General features: G+C 44.8%; 17 protein-coding genes. 6 read left to right on the forward strand and 11 right to left on the reverse strand.

Annotated elements, in window-relative coordinates; genetic code table 11:
- Positions 1-34: 34 nt before the first annotated feature.
- The 4 genes from R7Q46_RS17165 to R7Q46_RS17180 all read left to right on the forward strand — a co-directional run bounded on the left by R7Q46_RS17165 (position 35) and on the right by R7Q46_RS17180 (position 6,114).
- Entirely contained in the window at positions 35-1,108 is a 1,074-nt protein-coding gene (locus tag R7Q46_RS17165; RefSeq protein ID WP_017820965.1) for an efflux RND transporter periplasmic adaptor subunit, read from the forward strand.
- The gene (locus R7Q46_RS17170; RefSeq protein WP_005376420.1) at positions 1,108-2,169 is read left to right on the forward strand and encodes an efflux RND transporter periplasmic adaptor subunit; all 1,062 of its coding nucleotides are present in this window, start codon (positions 1,108-1,110) and stop codon (positions 2,167-2,169) included. The genes R7Q46_RS17165 and R7Q46_RS17170 overlap by 1 nt, the downstream gene beginning before the upstream one ends.
- Complete coding sequence (locus tag R7Q46_RS17175; protein ID WP_318077650.1) at positions 2,169-5,228, forward strand: efflux RND transporter permease subunit; 3,060 nt, start codon at positions 2,169-2,171, stop codon at positions 5,226-5,228. Before R7Q46_RS17170 ends, R7Q46_RS17175 begins: the two co-directional genes overlap by 1 nt.
- A gap of 175 nt (positions 5,229-5,403) precedes the next feature.
- On the forward strand, positions 5,404-6,114 hold the full coding sequence (locus tag R7Q46_RS17180) for a hypothetical protein (protein WP_062730997.1): 711 nt from the start codon (positions 5,404-5,406) through the stop codon (positions 6,112-6,114).
- Positions 6,115-6,196: 82 nt separating this feature from the next.
- Here R7Q46_RS17180 and fruA read toward each other — a convergent pair whose 3' ends face one another.
- The 3 genes from fruA to fruB are packed head-to-tail and all read right to left on the reverse strand — an operon-like array spanning position 6,197 to position 10,069.
- The gene (fruA, locus tag R7Q46_RS17185; protein WP_318077651.1) at positions 6,197-7,936 is read right to left on the reverse strand and encodes a PTS fructose transporter subunit IIBC; all 1,740 of its coding nucleotides are present in this window, start codon (positions 7,934-7,936) and stop codon (positions 6,197-6,199) included.
- Between the two features lie 18 nt (positions 7,937-7,954).
- Positions 7,955-8,926 (reverse strand): 1-phosphofructokinase, encoded by a 972-nt coding sequence (gene pfkB / locus R7Q46_RS17190; protein WP_318077652.1) that lies wholly within the window; start codon positions 8,924-8,926, stop codon positions 7,955-7,957.
- Positions 8,927-8,935: 9 nt separating this feature from the next.
- A complete protein-coding gene (gene fruB, locus R7Q46_RS17195; RefSeq protein ID WP_047103539.1) occupies positions 8,936-10,069 on the reverse strand; it encodes a fused PTS fructose transporter subunit IIA/HPr protein in 1,134 nt (377 codons plus the stop codon).
- 373 nt (positions 10,070-10,442) lie between these two features.
- On the opposite strand from fruB, the gene cra reads away from it, so the two are divergent.
- Positions 10,443-11,423 (forward strand): catabolite repressor/activator, encoded by a 981-nt coding sequence (cra, locus tag R7Q46_RS17200; RefSeq protein WP_042520802.1) that lies wholly within the window; start codon positions 10,443-10,445, stop codon positions 11,421-11,423.
- 17 nt (positions 11,424-11,440) lie between these two features.
- Here the strand turns inward: cra and R7Q46_RS17205 are convergent, their stop codons facing one another.
- Positions 11,441-12,394, reverse strand: a complete 954-nt coding sequence (locus R7Q46_RS17205) for an endonuclease/exonuclease/phosphatase family protein (RefSeq protein WP_318077653.1) — start codon at positions 12,392-12,394, stop codon at positions 11,441-11,443.
- 226 nt (positions 12,395-12,620) lie between these two features.
- Between R7Q46_RS17205 and R7Q46_RS17210 the strand changes: the two genes are divergently transcribed.
- On the forward strand, positions 12,621-13,154 hold the full coding sequence (locus R7Q46_RS17210; protein ID WP_005376400.1) for an RNA-binding S4 domain-containing protein: 534 nt from the start codon (positions 12,621-12,623) through the stop codon (positions 13,152-13,154).
- A gap of 106 nt (positions 13,155-13,260) precedes the next feature.
- On the opposite strand, the gene R7Q46_RS17215 is transcribed toward R7Q46_RS17210, so the two are convergent.
- From R7Q46_RS17215 to R7Q46_RS17245, 7 genes are all read right to left on the reverse strand, one after another.
- Positions 13,261-14,079 carry an EAL domain-containing protein gene (locus R7Q46_RS17215; RefSeq protein ID WP_005376399.1) on the reverse strand — a complete coding sequence of 273 codons (819 nt, stop codon included), beginning with the start codon at positions 14,077-14,079 and terminating at the stop codon, positions 13,261-13,263.
- 92 nt (positions 14,080-14,171) lie between these two features.
- Positions 14,172-15,092 carry an amino acid ABC transporter permease gene (locus R7Q46_RS17220; RefSeq protein WP_017820957.1) on the reverse strand — a complete coding sequence of 307 codons (921 nt, stop codon included), beginning with the start codon at positions 15,090-15,092 and terminating at the stop codon, positions 14,172-14,174.
- 81 nt (positions 15,093-15,173) lie between these two features.
- Complete coding sequence (locus tag R7Q46_RS17225) at positions 15,174-15,992, reverse strand: transporter substrate-binding domain-containing protein (protein WP_206954118.1); 819 nt, start codon at positions 15,990-15,992, stop codon at positions 15,174-15,176.
- Between the two features lie 9 nt (positions 15,993-16,001).
- Entirely contained in the window at positions 16,002-16,799 is a 798-nt protein-coding gene (locus tag R7Q46_RS17230; protein WP_318077654.1) for an amino acid ABC transporter permease, read from the reverse strand.
- Positions 16,799-17,533: an amino acid ABC transporter ATP-binding protein gene (locus tag R7Q46_RS17235; RefSeq protein WP_151515608.1), complete on the reverse strand. Its 735-nt coding sequence runs from the start codon at positions 17,531-17,533 to the stop codon at positions 16,799-16,801. The genes R7Q46_RS17230 and R7Q46_RS17235 overlap by 1 nt, the downstream gene beginning before the upstream one ends.
- Positions 17,534-17,695: 162 nt before the next feature.
- Positions 17,696-18,352, reverse strand: a complete 657-nt coding sequence (locus R7Q46_RS17240) for a lysoplasmalogenase (protein WP_005376394.1) — start codon at positions 18,350-18,352, stop codon at positions 17,696-17,698.
- A gap of 294 nt (positions 18,353-18,646) precedes the next feature.
- Positions 18,647-19,795, reverse strand: a complete 1,149-nt coding sequence (locus tag R7Q46_RS17245; RefSeq protein WP_047103556.1) for an iron-containing alcohol dehydrogenase — start codon at positions 19,793-19,795, stop codon at positions 18,647-18,649.
- Positions 19,796-19,917: the final 122 nt, after the last annotated feature.

Below are 19,917 nucleotides of genomic sequence, written 5' to 3' on the forward strand. Positions count from 1 at the left end.
GCTGTGTAATATATAAAACCTACGGAGAAAGCGGGTGCGAAAACAATATTTAAAGCGCACTTTAGTTGGCGCAGTGGTGACATTAAGTCTTTCTGGGATGCTAACTGGGTGTAATAAAGCCATTTCTGAGCCGTCTGAACCTTTAATCAAACCTGTAAAATTACTGGCGGTGAAAGACCTAGAACTTGAAGACTCGCACGCCTTTTTAGCGCGTATTGATGCAACACATCGTGCGCAGCTTTCTTTTCAAGTTGGTGGAGAGGTTGATGAATTACGTGTACGCATGGGTCAAAAAGTCCAAAAAGGTGAAGTGCTCGCAACGTTAGACCCTAAAGATCTTCAGCTTGCGTTAGATGCCGCTCAAGCGCAGTACGCGTTAGCGAAAACACAATGGGACCGCGCGAAAAACCTTTACGGAAAAAAACTCATTAGTACTGATGAGTACGATCAGAAAGAAACTCAATATAAAGCGGCATTGGCGAACTACGAACAAGCTAAAACCGATTTGAGCTATACCAAAATTCACGCGCCGTTTGATGGCATTGTGTCATATACCTATGTCAACCCGTTTCAAGTAGTCGCAGAGAAGCAGGAGATCTTGAATCTCATTGATAACACGACGTTGGATGTATCTTTCACCTTGCCAGTAAGTTATGCGGAATCTGTATCACTTGAGTCACTGCAAAACTCCGATATGTGGGTGACGATGGATAGCGAGCCAGGAAAACGTATCCCTGGGCAATTTAAAGAAATTTCGACGCAGCCAAACATCGATACCAATAGTTATGAGGCGATCGTGACCATCACTCGACCAGAAGATCGCAATTTGCTGACAGGTATGACAGGGCAGGTACACATTGCTAAACAACATGTATCGGACGCGATGACGTTACCTCAGTCTGCTTGGGTCAACAAAAATGGGACGCAAGGTGAAGTTTGGGTAATGGACAGAAGCACGCAGCAGGTTAATAAAGTCACTGTGTCACTTGATGCAGCAGGTGGTGTGAAAGCCGGGCTTGATAACAATGATTACGTTGTTATTGCTGGTGTTGAGAGGCTGGTTGAAGGACAAGTGGTGAAAGCTTGGGTTCGTGAGGGAGGCATTTAATGAAACGTTCTCTACTTACGATCTCTGCGATTGCACTTGCAGTTTTAACAGGGTGCAAAAATGAAAACCAAGCTATCGTCGAGCAGCCACTTTTTGTGTCGACTATCTCGGTGGATGCACCAGTACAAAGTCAACATCGCGCGTTCAAAGGCATAGTAGTGCCTGCAGAGCAAACGCCAATGGCATTTCGCCGCGCTGGGGAAGTTCAGCACGTATTGGTTAAAGCGGGTGACGTTGTTAAGCAGGGGCAAATGATCGCAAAGCTAGATGATAGCAAAGAGAAGCAAGCCGTGAATGACGCAGAAGCACAATACACACTTGCAATTCGTCAGCTTAAACGCGGTGAAGACTTGCATGCACGTCAAATGATTTCAAAAGCGGAACTTGATGAGCTAACCGCCAATAAAGAGCTAGCTGAGGCTACTTTCTATAACGCGACCAATCAATTGAATTACACCCGTTTATTCGCCCCGTTCGCCGGTAAAGTATCCGATGTTTTCAAAGAACGTTTTGAGCGTGTGGCAATTGGTGAACCCGTGTTAAACCTATACCAAAACGATTTGGTTTACGTGCGCATTGAGCTTTCTGACAATGTTTTAGCGATGGTAGACCCAAACTCAGACAGCATGAGCTACAAGCCTAGAGCAACCTTCTCCGGAATCGATGGCAGATTTGCTTTGGACTATTTAGAGCACACAAGTGAACCCAACGCTGAAACTCAAACCTACGAAATGTACTTGACGATGCCACAGCCAAAAACAGAGATATTGCCGGGAACCAGCGTAAGCGTTTTGGTCGATATGGTGAAGGCGGGCATTACCTCTATTGATGGTTACAGTGTTCCTGTCACGGCGCTTCAAGCAGGCAGTGAAGGGAATGAGTTCTTTGTGTGGAAAAAAGAAGGTGACATTGTCACACGAGTGCCTGTCATGATTTCTCAAGTGAATGGCAATGGAGCCATTGTGTCGTCAGGTGTTAGCCAGGGCGATATTCTGATTAATTCAAATCTGCGTAAATTACGCGAAGGTAAACATGTGGATGTTGTGGAGAATAACCAATAATGAACATTGCTGAGTATTCAATAAAAAACAAAGTCATCAGCTGGTTGTTCATTATTATCCTTGCTGTTGGTGGTTTAACGTCATTTTTGGAGCTTGGACGATTAGAAGACCCGGCATTTACGATCAAAGATGCCATGATCATCTCAACATACCCTGGCGCGACGTCAAAAGAAGTTGAAGAAGAGCTGACGTATCCTCTAGAAAAAGAGATTCGAAAACTCCCTTATATCGACAAAATTACCTCTACGTCTTCTAATGGTATGTCTCAAATAACGGTGAGCATGGAAATGGACTATGGTCCTGATGAACTGCCGCAAATTTGGGATGAAATGCGCCGTAAAATTAATGATTTACGACCATCATTGCCTCAAGGTGTTCAGTCTTTACAGGTCATTGATGATTTCGGTGACGTTTATGGCGTGATGTTAATGCTCACTGGTGACGATTACGACTATGTAGAGCTGAAACGTTATGCGGATTACCTGACCCGTGAAATCGAGCTTGTTGATGGTGTTGGTAAGGTAGACATCACGGGCGATCAGCAAGAAATGCTATTCGTTGAGATCTCACTTGATCGCCTTGCTGCACTGAACTTAGACATGAATGTGGTTTCGAGCTTGTTGAACCAGCAAAACAATGTGGTTTCAGCAGGTGAAGTGATGGTCAATGGCGAAAGCCTTGTTATTCGCCCAAGCGGCACCTTAAACACTGTAGAAGCACTAGAAAATCTGATCATTCATGGCCGTGACACAGGAAATCTAATTCGTCTAAAAGACGTAGCAACGATTTCTCGCGGTATTCAAGAGAAGCCAAGCAACGTCGTACTCTTTAACGGTCAAAAAGCGATTAATATCGGTATCTCGTTTGCATCGGGTGTGAACGTGGTTGAGGTTGGTGAACGTTTGGATGCGGAGCTCGCGAGCCTTGAGTCTATCAAGCCTGCTGGCATCGATATGAACTACTTTTACAACCAAGCCAATGAGGTGGATGAATCTGTTAAAGCGTTTGTAATTAGTCTAGCGGAGGCAGTGGCGATCGTAATCATTGTGTTGCTGTTTACTATGGGTTTACGCAGTGGTGTCATCATTGGAGTTGTGTTGTTATTGACGGTATTTGGTACCTTCATTTTGATGAATTACAACAACATCGAACTGCATCGTATTTCTCTTGGCGCGTTAATTATTGCCTTGGGTATGCTGGTTGATAACGCGATTGTTGTCGTGGAAGGCATATTGGTTGGCCTAAAGAAAGGGCGTACCAAAGTTCAAGCGGCTGTCGATATTGTAAAGCAAACACAATGGCCTTTGCTGGGCGCAACTGTTATTGCAATTACGGCTTTTGCACCTATCGGCTTGTCGCAAGATGCGACAGGTGAGTTCATGGGCTCTCTATTCTGGGTGCTGTGTTTCTCACTATTTTTAAGCTGGATTACCGCTATTACACTGACGCCTTTCCTTGCCGATCTTTTGTTGAAAGAGGAAAACAAAGAGCAAGGTACTAGCGAAGATGATCCTTATAAAGGCTGGTTGTTTGTCGTATTTGGGGCATCGCTGAAATTTGCATTGCGATTCCGCTGGCTTACCGTTGCTGGCATGGTGGCGCTATTAGTGGGTGCTGTCGTGGCATTTGGTAATGTAAAACAGCAGTTCTTCCCACCATCGAATACGCCGATGTTCTACGTGGATATGTGGATGCCAGAGGGTAGTGACATCCGTGAAACGATCAAAAAAGCTGAAGAGGTCGAAAGCTACATTCGTCAGCAAGATGATATTGACTTTGTTTCTGCTTCGATTGGGCAGGGCCTACAGCGTTTTGCTTTAACCTATCAACCAGAAAAAAGTTACGAAGCGTACGCTCAGTTCCAAGTTCGCGCGACTGATCGTGAGAAAATGTTTGGTTTGCTGCATAAGTTAGATGCGAATCTGGCGAAAACATTTGATGCGCCTACGTTCCAGTTTAAATTGATGGAATTTGGTCCATCACCAGCGTCTAAGATCGAAGCGCGTATTACTGGCCCTGAACCACAAGTTTTACGTGACTTGGCGGTGCAAGTTGAAGACATCCTTCATACCGACCCTGGTGCTCGAAACATTCGTCACGATTGGCGAGAGCGCACCAAGGAACTTGTACCCGCTTTCAATGAGTCTAAAGCTCGTCGCTTAGGTATTTCGAAAGAAGATCTTTCAAGCACACTGCAAATGGCGTTTGGTGGTAGCACCTTAGGTTACTTGCGTGATGGTACACATACGTTGCCAATTATGACACGTCTTCCTGAAGAAGAACGCGTAGATTTTGAATCACTACAAAACGTGACCATTTGGAGTCCTTCGTTGCAAACGTATATTCCGGTTGATCAAGTGATTGATGGCGTTCAACTGGATTGGAGTGAGCCGCTAATTCAGCGTCGTGACCGTAAGCGTACGTTAACCGTTCTCGCGGACCATGATGTGTTGAGTGACGACACGGCAGCAAGCTTATTTGCTCGTGTACAGCCTAAAGTGATGGCATTGCATGTTCCAGAAGGATACGAAATCACATGGGGTGGTGAGTACGAATCATCCAAAGATGCACAAGAAGGCCTATTCGGTTCATTGCCGATGGGTTACTTGTTGATGTTCATCATTACTATTTTATTGTTTAACTCAATCAAAAAGCCGTTGGTAATTTGGTTCACCGTTCCGTTAGCGATCATTGGCGTTGCTTTTGGTTTGCTTACCACGAACATGCCGTTCAGTTTTACAGCATTCCTTGGTTTGTTAAGCCTAAGTGGCATGATTTTGAAAAACGGTATTGTGTTGCTTGACCAAATTAACCTTGAGTTGGAGTCAGGTAAAGATCCTTACCTCGCGATTGTTGATAGTGCGATAAGCCGCGTTCGTCCGGTAAGTATGGCTGCGCTAACAACTATCTTGGGGATGATTCCACTGGTCTTCGACGCCTTCTTTGGCTCGATGGCAATAACGATTATGGCAGGTCTTGGTTTTGCTACTGTACTGACACTGATAGTGGTACCAGTGATGTTTGCAATTCTGTTTAGGGTAAAACCGACCACTGCATAGGGACTCCTGGCTATTTGCCAGCTTCCTGCCTAGCCCTGAAGGTTTTCTTCGGGGCTTTTTTGATCTTACTAATATATACCAAACCATTCATTTGCTTGATTTTAATGATTTTCTTACGATTACAATGCAAATCATGCGTATACTGATGTAACGACACATCAAAGATTGAGATTACATGAATAAGCGCATATTAAACGGACTCTTCTTCGTTGGTTCTTTCACCTTGGTTGGCTGCACCGCGACGGATAGCATGCCGACAGAAACCAAACAACCTGCCCCTAAAATCAACAGTGTTAGTGCTGAAGTCATTTCCAGTTGGATTGATAGTAAGGTTTTAGCCCCTGAAGGGTTGTCGCTCGAGCAAGACAATCTACGTTATCTATCGGGTAGCGCCGACCTAAACAGCGACGGAAAGACAGAACACATAGTGTTGCTTCAAGATCGCTATTTCTGTGGTAGTGGTGGCTGCTCTGCATATATGTTTGATAATGAGGGAAACGTTATTAATCGAATGTCGGTAACTCGCACGCCTATTGTACTAGCCAACAGTTACAGTAATGGTTGGCAGGACTTTATCGTTTGGAGTAATGGCTCATATCGACTCATGAGTTACAACGGTGAGTCTTATCCAAGTAACCCGTCACTAGAGCCAAAGGTGGATCGAGACGCTAACCAGCAGGCGGCAATCGCAAATGTAATGGCGACAGAGCTTTATCAGCAAGACGGCTATGACATTCTGCCCGCAGAATCAAAAACCTTGTGGACGCCAGCTAACGTTTACCACTTTACCTTCAAGCACTACGGTGACCCGCATAGCGCTTATCAAGCAACGGTGGATATGAGCAGTGGGGAAGTAGACATTGTAGCCGTTCCGGCTGTGGAATAAAAAACACCTCCCTTAACCGGAATTAAAGGGAGGTGCTAAATGCCAACTTCGAGGGTGGCATTGTTAACCGGAGTCGCTCTAATTAAGCTGCGACTTCTTGTTTCGCTTCTGCTTTGCTTTTTAAGAATGCGTAAGTAAAGCCAGTTACCGCTGTACCTGCTGCAATAGCCACTAAATACATTAATACTGGTGAAATTGCGTTAGGAATTAGCAACACGAATAGACCGCCGTGTGGTGCCATTAATTTCGCACCGAATAGCATCGATAGGGCACCAGTAAGCGCGCCACCTGCCATACAAGATGGAATCACGCGCATTGGATCTTTCGCAGCAAATGGAATTGCGCCTTCAGAGATGAAACACAGGCCCAAGACAAATGATGCTTTACCAGCCTCACGTTCATTTTGTTCAAATTTGTTCTTCGCAATGAAGGTCGCTAAACCCATACCTAGCGCAGGAACCATACCTGCGGCCATGATTGCCGCCATTGGTGCGTAAGTTTGTGAAGCCAAAAGGCCAACACCAAATGCGTAAGCGGCTTTGTTTACCGGGCCTCCTAGGTCGAAACACATCATTGCGCCAAGGATAATACCCAGTAGTACTGCACTGTCAGATCCCATGTTGTTTAGGAAGTCAGTCAGGCCGTTCATGATGCCTGAAACTGGGCCGCCTACGATGTAGATCATGACAAGTCCGGTGAACAATGTTGCCACAAATGGAATGATCAGAATCGGTTTAAGCGCCTCCATCGATTGTGGCAGTTTCACCTTATCTGCGAGGAGTTTCGCTGCGTAACCGGCAATGAAGCCAGCTGCGATACCACCTAGGAAACCAGCACCCGTTGAACTTGCTAGCATACCACCAACAAGACCAGGAGCCAGACCAGGACGGTCAGCGATTGAAAACGCAATATAGCCAGCAAGTACAGGAATCATCAATGCGAATGCAGAGCCACCACCAATGTTCATCAAGGCTGCCGCTAGTGTGCCTTCTTCTTTAAATGCTTCAATACCGAACACGAAAGATAGTGCGATGATCAAACCACCTGCAACGACAACAGGAAGCATGTGCGAAACACCCGTCATCAGGTGTTTGTAAGCGCCTTTTTTCTCTTCGGTGGAAGATGAAGAGTTAGCTGAACCAGAATGTTGATACACAGTGGCTTGCTCGAATGCTTTGTCCATCTCTTCGGCTGTTTTCTTCAGAGCTGGACCTGTTTTCGTGCGGTACATCTTTTTGCCGTTAAAGCGATCAAGTGGCACTTCAATATCCGCAGCAATGATCACCAGATCGGCGTCTGCAATTTCTTGCTCAGTCAGTTGGTTTTTAGCGCCAACTGAACCACGAGTTTCCACCTTGATTTGATGGCCACGACGCTTGCCTTCTTCTTCTAAAGCTTCTGCAGCCATAAAGGTATGCGCAACGCCAGTAGGGCATGCCGTGATTGCAACAATCTTCTTTGATGCTGATGTTGCTTCAGCAGCGATAGGGGCTGCAAGTGTGGTTGCTTTTTCAAGTAAAGTGGCGTTTTCAACCGCTTGCTGGAGAAACACAGTTGCGTCTTTTGCTATTTCGCTAATTTCCGCTTGGTAAACCTTTTTTCCTACAAAACGAGAAGTGTCGACGCTAGTATTTGCCGCAATGACAATGACTTCGGCTTGTTCAACGTCAGCTTCCGTCAATAGTGTTGGTTCAACCACACTTGATTGACATTCTATTTTGGCATTCCAGTTTAATTTTGCGGCGGCTTGTTCTAGTAATCCTGCCGCAAGGATGCTATTTGCTACACCGCTCGGACAGGCAGTAATAATGGCAATATTCATACGATAACCTTCTGTTCCTTAGTTTTGTTCTAAGTTTGTAATAGGGTAAAGCGCGCTAACTTCAGTTTGTCGCTTGATATTTTCCAGTTCTTCCTGACTGGTTAGCCCTACGCCAACTTGACTAACTGCCAAAGCAGAAAGTGCCGTAGCGAAGCGCAATAAATCGTTTTTCGGCATCAGTTGCATGTGGCCCCAACACAAGCCAGCGACCAGCGTATCGCCTGCGCCAACGGTGCTCACGACATGCATTCGAGGCGGTTTTGCACTAAGCCATTCGCCTTGGTTGAGCCACATAACACCGTCAGGTCCCATAGAAACCACGATGTTTTCTATGCCTTTGTCGCTCAGTGTTTGCGCTGCAGCTTGGCACTGTTCAGGTGTTGCTAGATGTTCGCCAACAAAATCACCAAGTTCTTCATCGTTAGGTTTAATTAACCATGGGTGAGCATCAATACCTGACTTCAATGCGGCTTTGCTACTGTCGAACAACACCTTTTTGCCTTGTTGATGCAGTGCTTCTATCCATGCAGCGCATTGTTCGGCGGTTACGCCTCCAGGTAAGCTACCTGCAAGTACAAAGTAATCATGCGTCTCCGCTAGACGAAATAGTGTCTCCTCAAAGCGAGTAATTTCGTCAGCCGTTACTTGAACACCAGGGAAGTTAATGTCACTAACGTTGCCATTGGCCTCAACTAGCTTAACGTTGATACGAGTGGCACCTTGTACTTCTACAAACTCATTCTTAACGCCGATGTCATTGAAAAGCTGATGAAATAGCTCTGGGTTATCTTTACCAAGAAAGCCGGTAACCGTGACATCTGCGCCTAAATCGCTCAACACTTTTGCTACGTTGACACCTTTACCTGCAGCGTGGAGATTGCTTTGCTGTACTAAGCTCACGGAACCAACGTTTAGTTCATTTACTGAACCTGTTAAATCCAATGCCGGGTTGAGCGTAATAGTGACAACCTTATTTGTTTTGTTTGTCATATCGGATCCTTAACCTTCACCAAGGCCAGAAGCGATTGCATTTCCGATAGACTCCAAGGCTTGCGGGGCATCAGGGCCTTCTGCTGTAAATTGAAGTTGGTGACCGTGCTTAACGCCCAGCGCGATAACTTTCATTAGGCTCTTCGCGTTTACTGCTTTTCCATCTCCGTCTAGGTTGGCAACACGTATAGTGGATTCAAACTTTTTCGCTTCTGCGACTAACATTGCCCCCGGACGAGCATGTAGGCCGTGAGAGTTTTTGATTTTAAATACAGCGGTATTGCCTTCTTCTGAAGATGCGGCTGTGACTTCTTCACCTTTGAACAAAGCAAGAATCTGTTCTACTGATGCATCTAAAAGCTTGCCGTGTTCATTGTTAAACACGATATTAGAAAGCGTTTTTAGGATAGGTTGGTGAGCATTGTTACATGCTGCGAACGCGAAAAGTGCACGCACTTTTTGACCTTCATATTCGCAGTCGTTTGCCGTCGAGACAAATGACACACCTGTGCGAGTGACATGTTTGTCACTGCCAATTAACCACAGGCCATTACCTAAGTGAGTTGGTTGTTTGGTAACGAGATCGGCAACGAATTCGTTATCAGCACATCCCGTATTTTTCAACAGACCACCTGCAACAGCACTCATCTGTAGCATGTCGCTCGCAGGGAACATCAGTTGAATTAAAGAAGCGTCAAAGTCTGCTTCAAGCTGAACATCACCGTGCAGTAGGGCGATGATTTCGTCTTCATTTTTTGCATTACGCAGACGCTCTTCTACGCCATCTGCGCCTAGCACTTTGGTGAGCTGTTTAAGAATGCCAAGGTGTTCATCAGATTTAGCTGCGATACCGATAGCGACGAACACAGTATTGCCATCACCCCAGTCGACACCTTGTGGGAAGTGATGCACAGCAACACCCGTTGTTTTCACCATTGCACGAGTGTCGGTTGTACCGTGCGGGATGGCGATACCGTTCCCCAAAAACGTAGAGTTTTGGTTTTCACGGTTTAGCATGCCTTCAACGTAACCGCGTTCAACTAGGCCTTTATCAGTCAGGCTATGAGCAATACTCTTTATTGCTTCAAACTTATCTGTCGCTGATTGCGAGAGGGTAATGTCGTTCTTATTTAGCTTAAGCATGGTGCTTCTCCAGCCTTAAGGTATCAATTTAAAAATGTATTCTGTGTGAGAAGTTGAACGCCGCTTCTTCTGAGCGCTTATCACTCCTCAAACCTTTTATCTTTCAAGCTAAATCGATTCGGCTTGTTGGTAAATTTTTTAAAAGACTCAGAAAAACTGTTTTAAAAACTGACGTTAACAAACGAGCCTTTGCCGCTGTCCTATAGCCTAGCTCACAAATTGGTTTGTTGCGTGTTCGGGTGATTTACGTCAATTTTTAAGTTTTGCTGAATCCTTTCAGCTTTTATACTGAATCGGTTCAGCTTATAATTCAACTTATCGAAAGATCGTTGATGTATTAATATGATCGCGCGCACAGAATAAGGTTTAGAATATGACACTGGATGAAATAGCCAAATTAGCGGGTGTTTCTAAGACAACTGCAAGCTATGTGATTAATGGAAAAGCGCAGAAATACCGCATCAGCGAGAAGACTCAGAAAAAGGTGATGGCCGTTGTAGATGAGTACAATTATAAGCCAGATCATGCGGCGTCTTCCTTGCGGGCAGGTAATTCACGCTCATTTGGGCTTATCATCCCAGACTTAGAGAACACCAGTTATGCGCGTCTTGCAAAGCTGATAGAGCAAAACTCTCGGAAAGCGGGGTACCAAATTTTGATTGGCTGCTCTGATGATGATCCTGATACAGAGCAAAAGGTGGCGGAAGCATTAGTCAGTCGTCGTATTGATGCGTTGTTTGTGGCAAGTGGTATGCCCACTGCAAACGAGTATTATCTTAAGTTGCAAAATTCTGGTACGCCAGTTATCGCGCTAGACCGTCCAATGGATGATGAGCACTTTTGTTGTGTCATCAGCGAAGATTTTGATGCCGCACTTGAACTCACTCAGTCAGTACTGTCAGAGGATATTAAGTCCATTGGCTTAATCGGTGCATTGCAAGATCTTCAAGTCTCAAAAGAGCGTGAGCTCGGTTTTCTATCTGCTTCTCAACAAGGTGGTAAAACGGCAACAGTGGGTTATGGACAACACTTCTCCCGGGAAGAAGGCAAGAAAGTCTTAGAGAGTTGGTTAACAGAGAACGCATTGCCAGATGCCATTGTTACAACGTCATACACACTGTTAGAAGGTGTGTTGGATGTAATGCTAGAAAAACCAGAACTGATGGGAAAGGTGCGTTTAGCGACATTTGGTGATAATCGACTGCTGGACTTCTTGCCTGTGAAAATCAACTCTTTGCCTCAACAGTTTGAGTTGATCGCGGACAGCGCAATGGAGTTAGCACTCAACGCTTCCGCTAAGCGTTACAAGCCTGGCGTAGAACTTATCCCGCGTAAAATTGTGAAACGTCACTAAGTAACTAAATAGGTTGCTCAAAGCTTTACTTCAGCCGTCAGCGCCACAAATGCGTGGTCGCTGGCGTTTTTATCTCTGTCATAAATCGGGTTGATCAGATGTTGGTTAGACACCTGATAGTCAACAACCTCGGCAACCGATATATCTGATAAGGTGTCAAACTCTTGTGAGAGCAAGATATAGTCGAGTACATTCCCAGTGGAAAAATGATAGTGCGTGGCTGGGCGTTCATCCTTCAGGGTGTCACTTTGCAATAACCAACCATCTTTGAGTTGTAATTCAGTGACGCTGTCACCAGTATTGGATACCAATGCGCTGTTAACGCTGATAGGAGTGATAGGTTGATTCATATCGCCCATTAACACTGTCGGCATTGGTTCTTTTCGATACCTCTTTTGCATCGCGTCTCTTAACATCGATGCTTCCCAGCCTCTTTGCTGGGTGGATAACCAGCGCCCAATAATCGTGCTGGACGTTTCTGGTTGTTCTGAGTCGGCCGGGCGTTGAGATTTCAGGTGCGTTACGTAAACGGCGATATGACCAAGTACAGGATGTATTACTTGGGCATAGATGGGTTTGCGACTGAACTCTGGAGCAACACTTACTCCAAAAGGCTCAAGCGTTGCTAAGTCAAACTCTACCGCTTGTACTTTTTCTATTGGAAACCGAGAGGCGATTGCCACAACAGGGCTTGAGTAAATGTACTCATCCTCAACATGTGGGGTGTCAACGGTCTCAAAGTAGGGGTAGCCGATGGTTGAAAAAAATTCCTGGGTCTTCTCGATACTGAACACTTCTTGTAAGCCAATCACGTCGCCTTCCAGTTTTTCAACTTGACGTTGCGTCCACGAAAGTTTGTCTCGCCATTGCTCTAACGAGTATATGTTCTCGAAATCATAGTAGGCGTTAGGCGGTGCGACAAAATTAAACAAGTTCGCAGTGACAAAGGTAATTCTACTTGGTTGAGACAAAGTATTCGCTCTTTTCAACAATAACTTAGAGAGTATATACCTTCAGGTTGCGTAATTGCAGCTTCGTTTGAGCTACGCATCGGTATACAAGCTAACGAGCGACAAGTTAAATGGGTTAAGAGGTGCTCAAATGCCAAGGCGAATCGGTGATTGAACATCGCCAGAGGTTTCTATTTTTAAGCATTGCGTTTAAACTTCAGGGCATCAAATAGTAAGAGTAAGTAACATGACCCAAGATTACGACCACGAAGAGTATTTAGAAGGCGAAGAGATTGAGATCGAAGCGATTGGCATCGATGTTGATGCGCATCCAATCGAACTGTACAAGCTTTTTAAAATCGCAAACTTGGTCAGCGGTGGCGGCGAAGCAAAACATATCATCGAGGAAGGCTACGTCGCGGTGAATGGTGAACTAGAAACACGTAAGCGCCGCAAGATGTATGATGGTGACTTTTTTGAGTTTAACCAGGAATATTATGTTGTGGTTTGCGATGCGCCAGTAACCGAACCTGAAACGGCAGAGCAAAAAGCAGAAAAGAAAGCGAAAAAAGAAGCACAGTCTTCTCGTAAAGATAAGTCTCGTCAAAGTAAGTCACCCAAAGCCTCTGGGCCTAAATCAACAGGCCGTAAAGCGGCACATAAAGAGCGTAAAGCGCAGAAAGAAGCGTTGTCTCAGTCTGCTAAGAAAGGCAAAAAAGAAGACAAACCGCAAGCCACTCGTGATCCGAAGAGCGGACGTAACTCTATTGATTTTTTCTAGGGAAATGAACGCTTAACTAAATAAGTGACATCTGAGTAAAACTAAAAAGCGCCGAGCATATTATATCGGCGCTTTTTTGGTTTCACTGTGCTGTAAGTGGGTAGTGTTAATGCACTGTCGTCTCGATGTTTAGGCTATCTGTCCAGTGATGAATGGCACAAGGCTTTCCTAAGTAAAAGCCTTGGTAATAATCCAAATTAAGTTGATACATAGCTTGTAGTTGCACGTCTTCTTCAACCCCTTCTATAATGACTTTTGCTCCCATATGATCCGCTAGATCAACGGCGCTATGTATGGAAAAGGTTTCTCCGGCGCAGTAGTCTAGCAAATAGGAACGATCGATTTTGATGATGTCAGGGCAGAGCTGCTGAACACGTGCGATATCAGAATGTTGGGCGCCAAAATCATCGATAGCAAAGATAAAACCATTCGCTTTCATTAACTGTACGGCTTTGATTAATAAATCCGTATTTCCGCATGACTCTTCGACTACTTCAAAAACTACGTCTGATGGGCTCATACCAAGTTCGGAAAGGCGTTTGTAAAGCAGGCCGTTATCTTTAAAGCCCATGTCTTTGGTTAGCGTGAGTAGCGTTTGAGGCATGACGTTAAGAAACAGTTTGATCGGTGTCCCTGCGAAATAGCGTGCAAAATTTCGAATGTGCATTGCTCTGGATAAAAACTCTACACATAAGCGAAAGTAGGGATCAAGAGCATTATTGGCCAGAAACACGTCAGGACGAATTAGGGAACCATCAATGCCACGAATACGCAGTAAGGCTTCCATACCAATAATACGTTGGCGTCTATCAAAAATTGGCTGATAAACACTGTGAAAAGTGAATTGATTGAGAACTACGTAATATTCACCAAGATTATCTTGTTTTATGTATCGCTCGTAGTCGGATTGATTCTTTAACTCCATGAAAAACGCCGAAAATTTAGCATCTTGCCAATGTAACAGGGTGCAATTCTGATTTGAAGAATCAAATGTGCCTAATTACATATGCGGTTGAGTTAATTTGAAATGGCTTCCGATTTTGCTTCAATATGGCGAAAAATAAGTGACAGACCAAAACAAATTAAGAAGTAAGCGAGGCCGACAATCAACCAAATTTCAAATATATACCCTGATGAATTTGCCATCTCTGTCCCAACAAACGTCATTTCTTGTATCGAAATCAGTGAAACAATAGAGGTGTCTTTCACCAAAGAGATGGTTTGACCGGCAAGTGCAGGTGTTATTGATTTAAGCACCTGTGGCGCGATAACAAATCGGTATTTCACCCACCGAGACAAGCCCAATGAGTCAGCCGCCTCCCACTGACCTTGGTCGATACTTTGTAAACCACCGCGCACAACTTCTGCAATGTAGGCAGAAGAGAGTAAGCCGACACATAACACGCCAGAGGCAAGGTTTTCCCAAAGGTTCGAAGGCCCAAACAGAAAGCGCTGTAGCGCATTTGGTTCGCCGTTGTAGTTTCGTAGAAGATCTTCCAAACCGAGCAACGGGATCAATTGGTTAGAAATGAAAAAGTAGAAAATAAAAACAAACACCAACGGAGGGATGTTTCTCACTAACTGGATAAACGCATTGGCAGGTGTGCGCAACCAAACGGAACGAGAGAAGCGTGCTAAGCCTAACAAAGTGCCAAACACTAATGCGAAGCTGATGCCCCAAATACTGAGCCTTAACGTCGAAATCAAACCTTGGAAGAAGTAGGGCAAACCACCATCTGCTCTAGGCGTGAAAAGTAATTCAAGCGCCTCTTTCCACTGCCACAAATAATGCACACCAACAGCGGACCGATGGTACAGCCAAACACCACCGATACCGCACATAACAAGTAGTACCCAGTCTAGTGTGTTTAATTGCGGTAAAAGGTAGCCTGTGCTGGATTTCGCGGGTGCTGTGCGAGTGGTAGTGTGTTCGCCCAAAAATTTGACTCCGATAAGTTATGGAAAAGTAAAATGGATGATTGGAGAGTATAGGCTCGCGGCGTCCACGAGCCATTTAGATTACTGGCCTTGCGCGACTTGATCTTGCCAATCTAATGTCGAGAACCAGTATTCATAACGTTGTTTTAACCATCCATCTTGGGTTCTTGCTTCAATCCATTTATTGAAAAAGGCCTTTTTATCCTCTTCCCCCAAGCGAACTGCAAAGGCTTCGTTACCTTGTGATAGTCGCTCAGAGAATGGAAGGAATAGTTTGTCGCTGTGTTTCACTGTCTCATGTTCTGGTTTTGGGCTAGAAGCAATGACCGCGTGGGCGTTACCATTCAGCACCTCTTGGAACGCTTGCGCGTCGTCATCAAATTGCAGGATCTTCGCTTTCGGGAAGGTTTCTCTGGCTACTTGAACGGTGAATGCGCCGCGACGAGCCGCAATTTTTACGCGTCGTGAGTCAAAATCCGAAAATTCGCTAAAACCAGAGGCGAGTTCTTTGTTTGCTGCTACTTGAACGCCTGAGTGCGAGTAGGGCGCAGTAAACAAGACGCTTTTGGAACGTTCAGGCGTAACAGACATGCCACCAATGATCACGTCGAACTTTTTCGCCAGTAGTGCGGGAATAATGCCATCCCACGCAGTCGGTACGAATTCCACTTTCAAACCTGAATCTTGTGCTAAGCGTTTGGCAACATCGATTTCAAAACCGATTAACTCACCTTGCTTGTTACGCATTGCCCAAGGTACAAATGTTGACATACCAACGCGCAAAGTTCCTCGTTCTTTGATTTGATCTACATTGGGTGTGGCGACATCTTCTTTCGCGATTGTAGGCATAGCTATGGCTAGCCCTAATAATGCAGTAATGGTCGCTTTGAATAACTTCATGTTATCTCCTTATAATTTGCGCCAACTGGCTCCGAGTTTGTGTTCTAGCCATGCAGACAAGCCAGAAAGTGACAGAGTGAGAGCAAGATAAATTGCTGCCACGGTAAACCAAATTTCGAACGGCATCGCCGTCTCTGAGACGATGTTGCGTGCCTGTGTTGTTAAATCAAAAATCGCCATCACGCTTACAATGGAAGAGTTTTTGATCAAAGAAACCACTTCATTGGTCAATGGCTGTAATGTGCGCTGTAAAACCTGGGGCAAAATTACGTCTTTGTAAGTGTAAAACGGTGATAACCCGAGTGTTTGTGCTGCTTCGAATTGCCCTTTAGGAATACTGTTTAAACCTGCGCGGAATATTTCTGCAGTGTAAGCACCTTGGAAAAGGGACAATGCCAAAACGGCGGTACTGAATCGGTCCAAACCAATCACGGGGCCAAACACGAAGTAGAGCAAATAGATTTGCACCAACAACGGCGTGTTGCGTATTACCTCGACATAAGTGGTGCCAATAACATTGCCGACTTTCGAATCGCTAAGCCTTAGTAACGCGGTGACCAACCCCAACACTAAGGTGAAGAATAGACTAATACCCGAGATGTTTAGCGTGACCAATAACCCATCGATAAGTTCTGCTGGCCACCATTCCCCATCTTCATAAAAAGCGATGTAATCAGGTACGCGTTCCCACTGCCATTGATAGCCCATAGCAGCGGCACCAGAGTCCAACACCCACACAATCGCGATGAAGAGGAGCATCATTTGCAGCAAAGCTTGAAGGACGGGTTTGATTACGCGAACTATCATCAGTAACTTAAAATTTGGTTCAAAAATGCTTGGGTTCGTGGATGCTGTGGTGTTTCAAATAAGGCGATCGGTGAGTTCATTTCCACGATTTGGCCTTCATCCATAAATACCACGCGGTTCGCTACTTTTTTGGCAAATCCCATTTCGTGCGTGACGCAAATCATCGTCATTCCACTTTGAGCCAGTTCAACCATGACATCCAACACTTCGTTGATCATTTCCGGGTCAAGCGCCGAAGTCGGTTCGTCAAAAAGGAGTAAGTCCGGTTCCATACATAAGGAACGGGCAATCGCGACGCGCTGCTGCTGACCGCCGGAAAGCTGGATGGGGTATTTGCTCGCTTGTTCTTCAATATTGACGCGCTTGAGGTAATGCCGTGCGCGTTTTTCAGCTTCTTGTTTTGACAATTTGAGTGTGCGAATCGGCGCTAAGGTAAGGTTTTCCAGTACAGTTAAATGAGGAAAAAGGTGGAAGTGCTGGAACACCATGCCGATTTTGCCGGGCTTAAGGGATTTTGCATGAGAAGGCTGGTCGAACACATGAAGTTGGCCTTCTTGAATCGATTCAAGATGATTGATGCAACGAATGAGCGTTGATTTTCCGGAACCTGAAGGGCCACACACCACGACGATCTCGCCAGAATGCACGGAGAAGTTGATGTCTTTTAGAGCGTGGTAATCGCCATACCACTTGTTTACGTCGCTAAACTCAACGACGGGAGTATTCTCTTTCAAAGGGGCACGCTATAACGGAAAAATATCCTTTTACAATAGCAAGTTGTGCGCATAATTTCATTAAGAATAAGCTAATGTTTAGGCGATGATTTTAAGACTCTATTCAGATCGATTACAAGATACATCCATGTTTCTTTAATGTTGGTGCAGTCTAGAGTATGACTAACTCAGTTCAACGAGATACGGATAACGAACAACAATCGCAACAACAGACATAACCATTAGTGTCTGTGCAGAATAGTAGGTCACCATGACAACTTGTCGTGAAAATATTGACCGTCCTCCAAAGCGTTCGAAAGCCAATACGATGCCAGAGATAATAAAGATAAAGCTTCCGAGCACTGCAAAAGAGGAGGATTGTGTTTTCCCACTCAAATAATACTCGATCGAAGCCCAGCACATAGTCATCAGTACCAATATATAACTAGCAACTGGCCGTTTTTCTTTACCGAGATCCGGTCGGAACAACCAGTAGACGCATATACCGAGTCCGAACAAGGCAATTGGGAGCCAAGGTGTAAAATGCCACGCTGACATGATGGCAAAACCATAACTATAGGAGAGATGGGCAGAGCAAAAGAGCACTAATCCTGTAATGAACTTGTCTCTAGGGAGCATTAATAACACGTCACCAAGCAACGAGAGCGATAAGCCAATCAAAATCCAATGCGCATATGGCATTGGGTAAGCCGGGGACTGAATTAAAATACCAAGCATACAGAGCACTGGTAATGGTTTAGAAACGTAAAAGAGCCATTTAGAGCCTTTACGGATACTGATGATATGTATGAATGCTAATACGACAACAACTAGCCACATAAAGTGTTTTCTCGAACAGACAAAATTATGTAGTACATCACTACAACAAATCAAAACTTAATTAACGAGTTAACTCGTTCTTTGATCTCAATTATTTTTATTTGTGTAAAGCTGGACAGTTGTCTCTTTACTAACCAACACGGCCGATTTTTTGTCTGGAGGGAATCGTTGTTTTTAGAAGCCTCCTCGTTTTGAACGTGATGTGGCTTACAAAATAGCATAAAAAAACGGTATTGTGACTGTTAAGTCACAATACCGTTAAACCCTAGGAAGGGCAGTGAAGAATTGTTGCAGTTATGAGACAGCTAACTCTAAGATTTCTCGGCTACGTTCAAGTGTGATCGCCTGGTTTTCACCTAAAACAGTCATGCCGTGTTTGTTTAGTTGATCAATGATGGCATCGATAGCTTGTTCACGGCTCTCACCATAGTTTTCGAGCTTAGTTGCGACATCAAGTTGATGATAAAACGCTTCGATAGATTCGATTGTGCGCTCTGCTAAATCCTCACCTGCTTCAAGACCAAATACGTTGCGACCCATTTGTTCTAACTTAGGGCGCTTAAACTGCATTTGGTTACGAAGTAACGACGGTTGGACAATTGCAAGAGAACGCGCATGATCAACGCCCCATAGAGCCGTTAATTCATGGCCGATCATATGTGTCGCCCAGTCTTGTGGAACGCCACTACCAATTAACCCATTCAATGCTTGGTTAGCAGACCACATTAAGTTTGCGCGCCACATATCGTCGTCTCGTTCCGCAAACTGTTCTCCGAGTGTTTTTAAAGTTTTCAGCAGTGTTTCTGCGTAACCATCTTGAACCATTGCACCGGTAGGAAGCGTCAAGTATTGCTCACATACGTGCACCCATGCGTCAACAATGCCGTTGATAAGCTGGCGTTCTGGCAGTGTTTTCATTACATCTGGGTCTAACACGGCAAATTTTGGCTGCACTGCTGGAGACATGAACGGAAGTTTGTCTTGAGTTTCTTTTTTAGTGATAACTGCGCCCATGTTTGACTCTGAGCCTGTTGCTGGCAATGTCAAAATTGCAGCTAGAGGCGTCGCTTCAGTGACTTGGTGCTTACCAATCATGATATCCCAACCATCACCATCATACTTTGATGCCGCTGCTACGTATTTGGAGCCATCGATGACTGAACCACCACCTACCGCTAAAATAAAGTCAACGCCATGCTCTTTTACCATTGCGACTGCTTTATCGAGTGTTTCTTTGGTTGGGTTTGGTTCAACACCTGAAAACTCTAGCCATTCATGTGCCTCAAGAGCTTCTGCTACTTGGTCGTACACGCCATTTTTTTTGATGGAGCCACCACCGTATACCACTAAAACTTTTTGGTCGGATGGGATAGCTTCTTTGATTGCAGCGATTTGTTTTTGACCAAAGAAAATCTTGGTTGGGTTTACATAAGAAAAGTTCATTATTAGCCCTCTTGCTTCCAGTGAAGGAGATTGAATACATGCATATTAGTCCTGATTAACGATCGTTAACAGGTCGATTTCTGCAAATAATTTGCCTATTTCTACAAAATTAATGCTCTTGA

It is taken from the genome of Vibrio sp. 811, assembly GCF_033339195.1.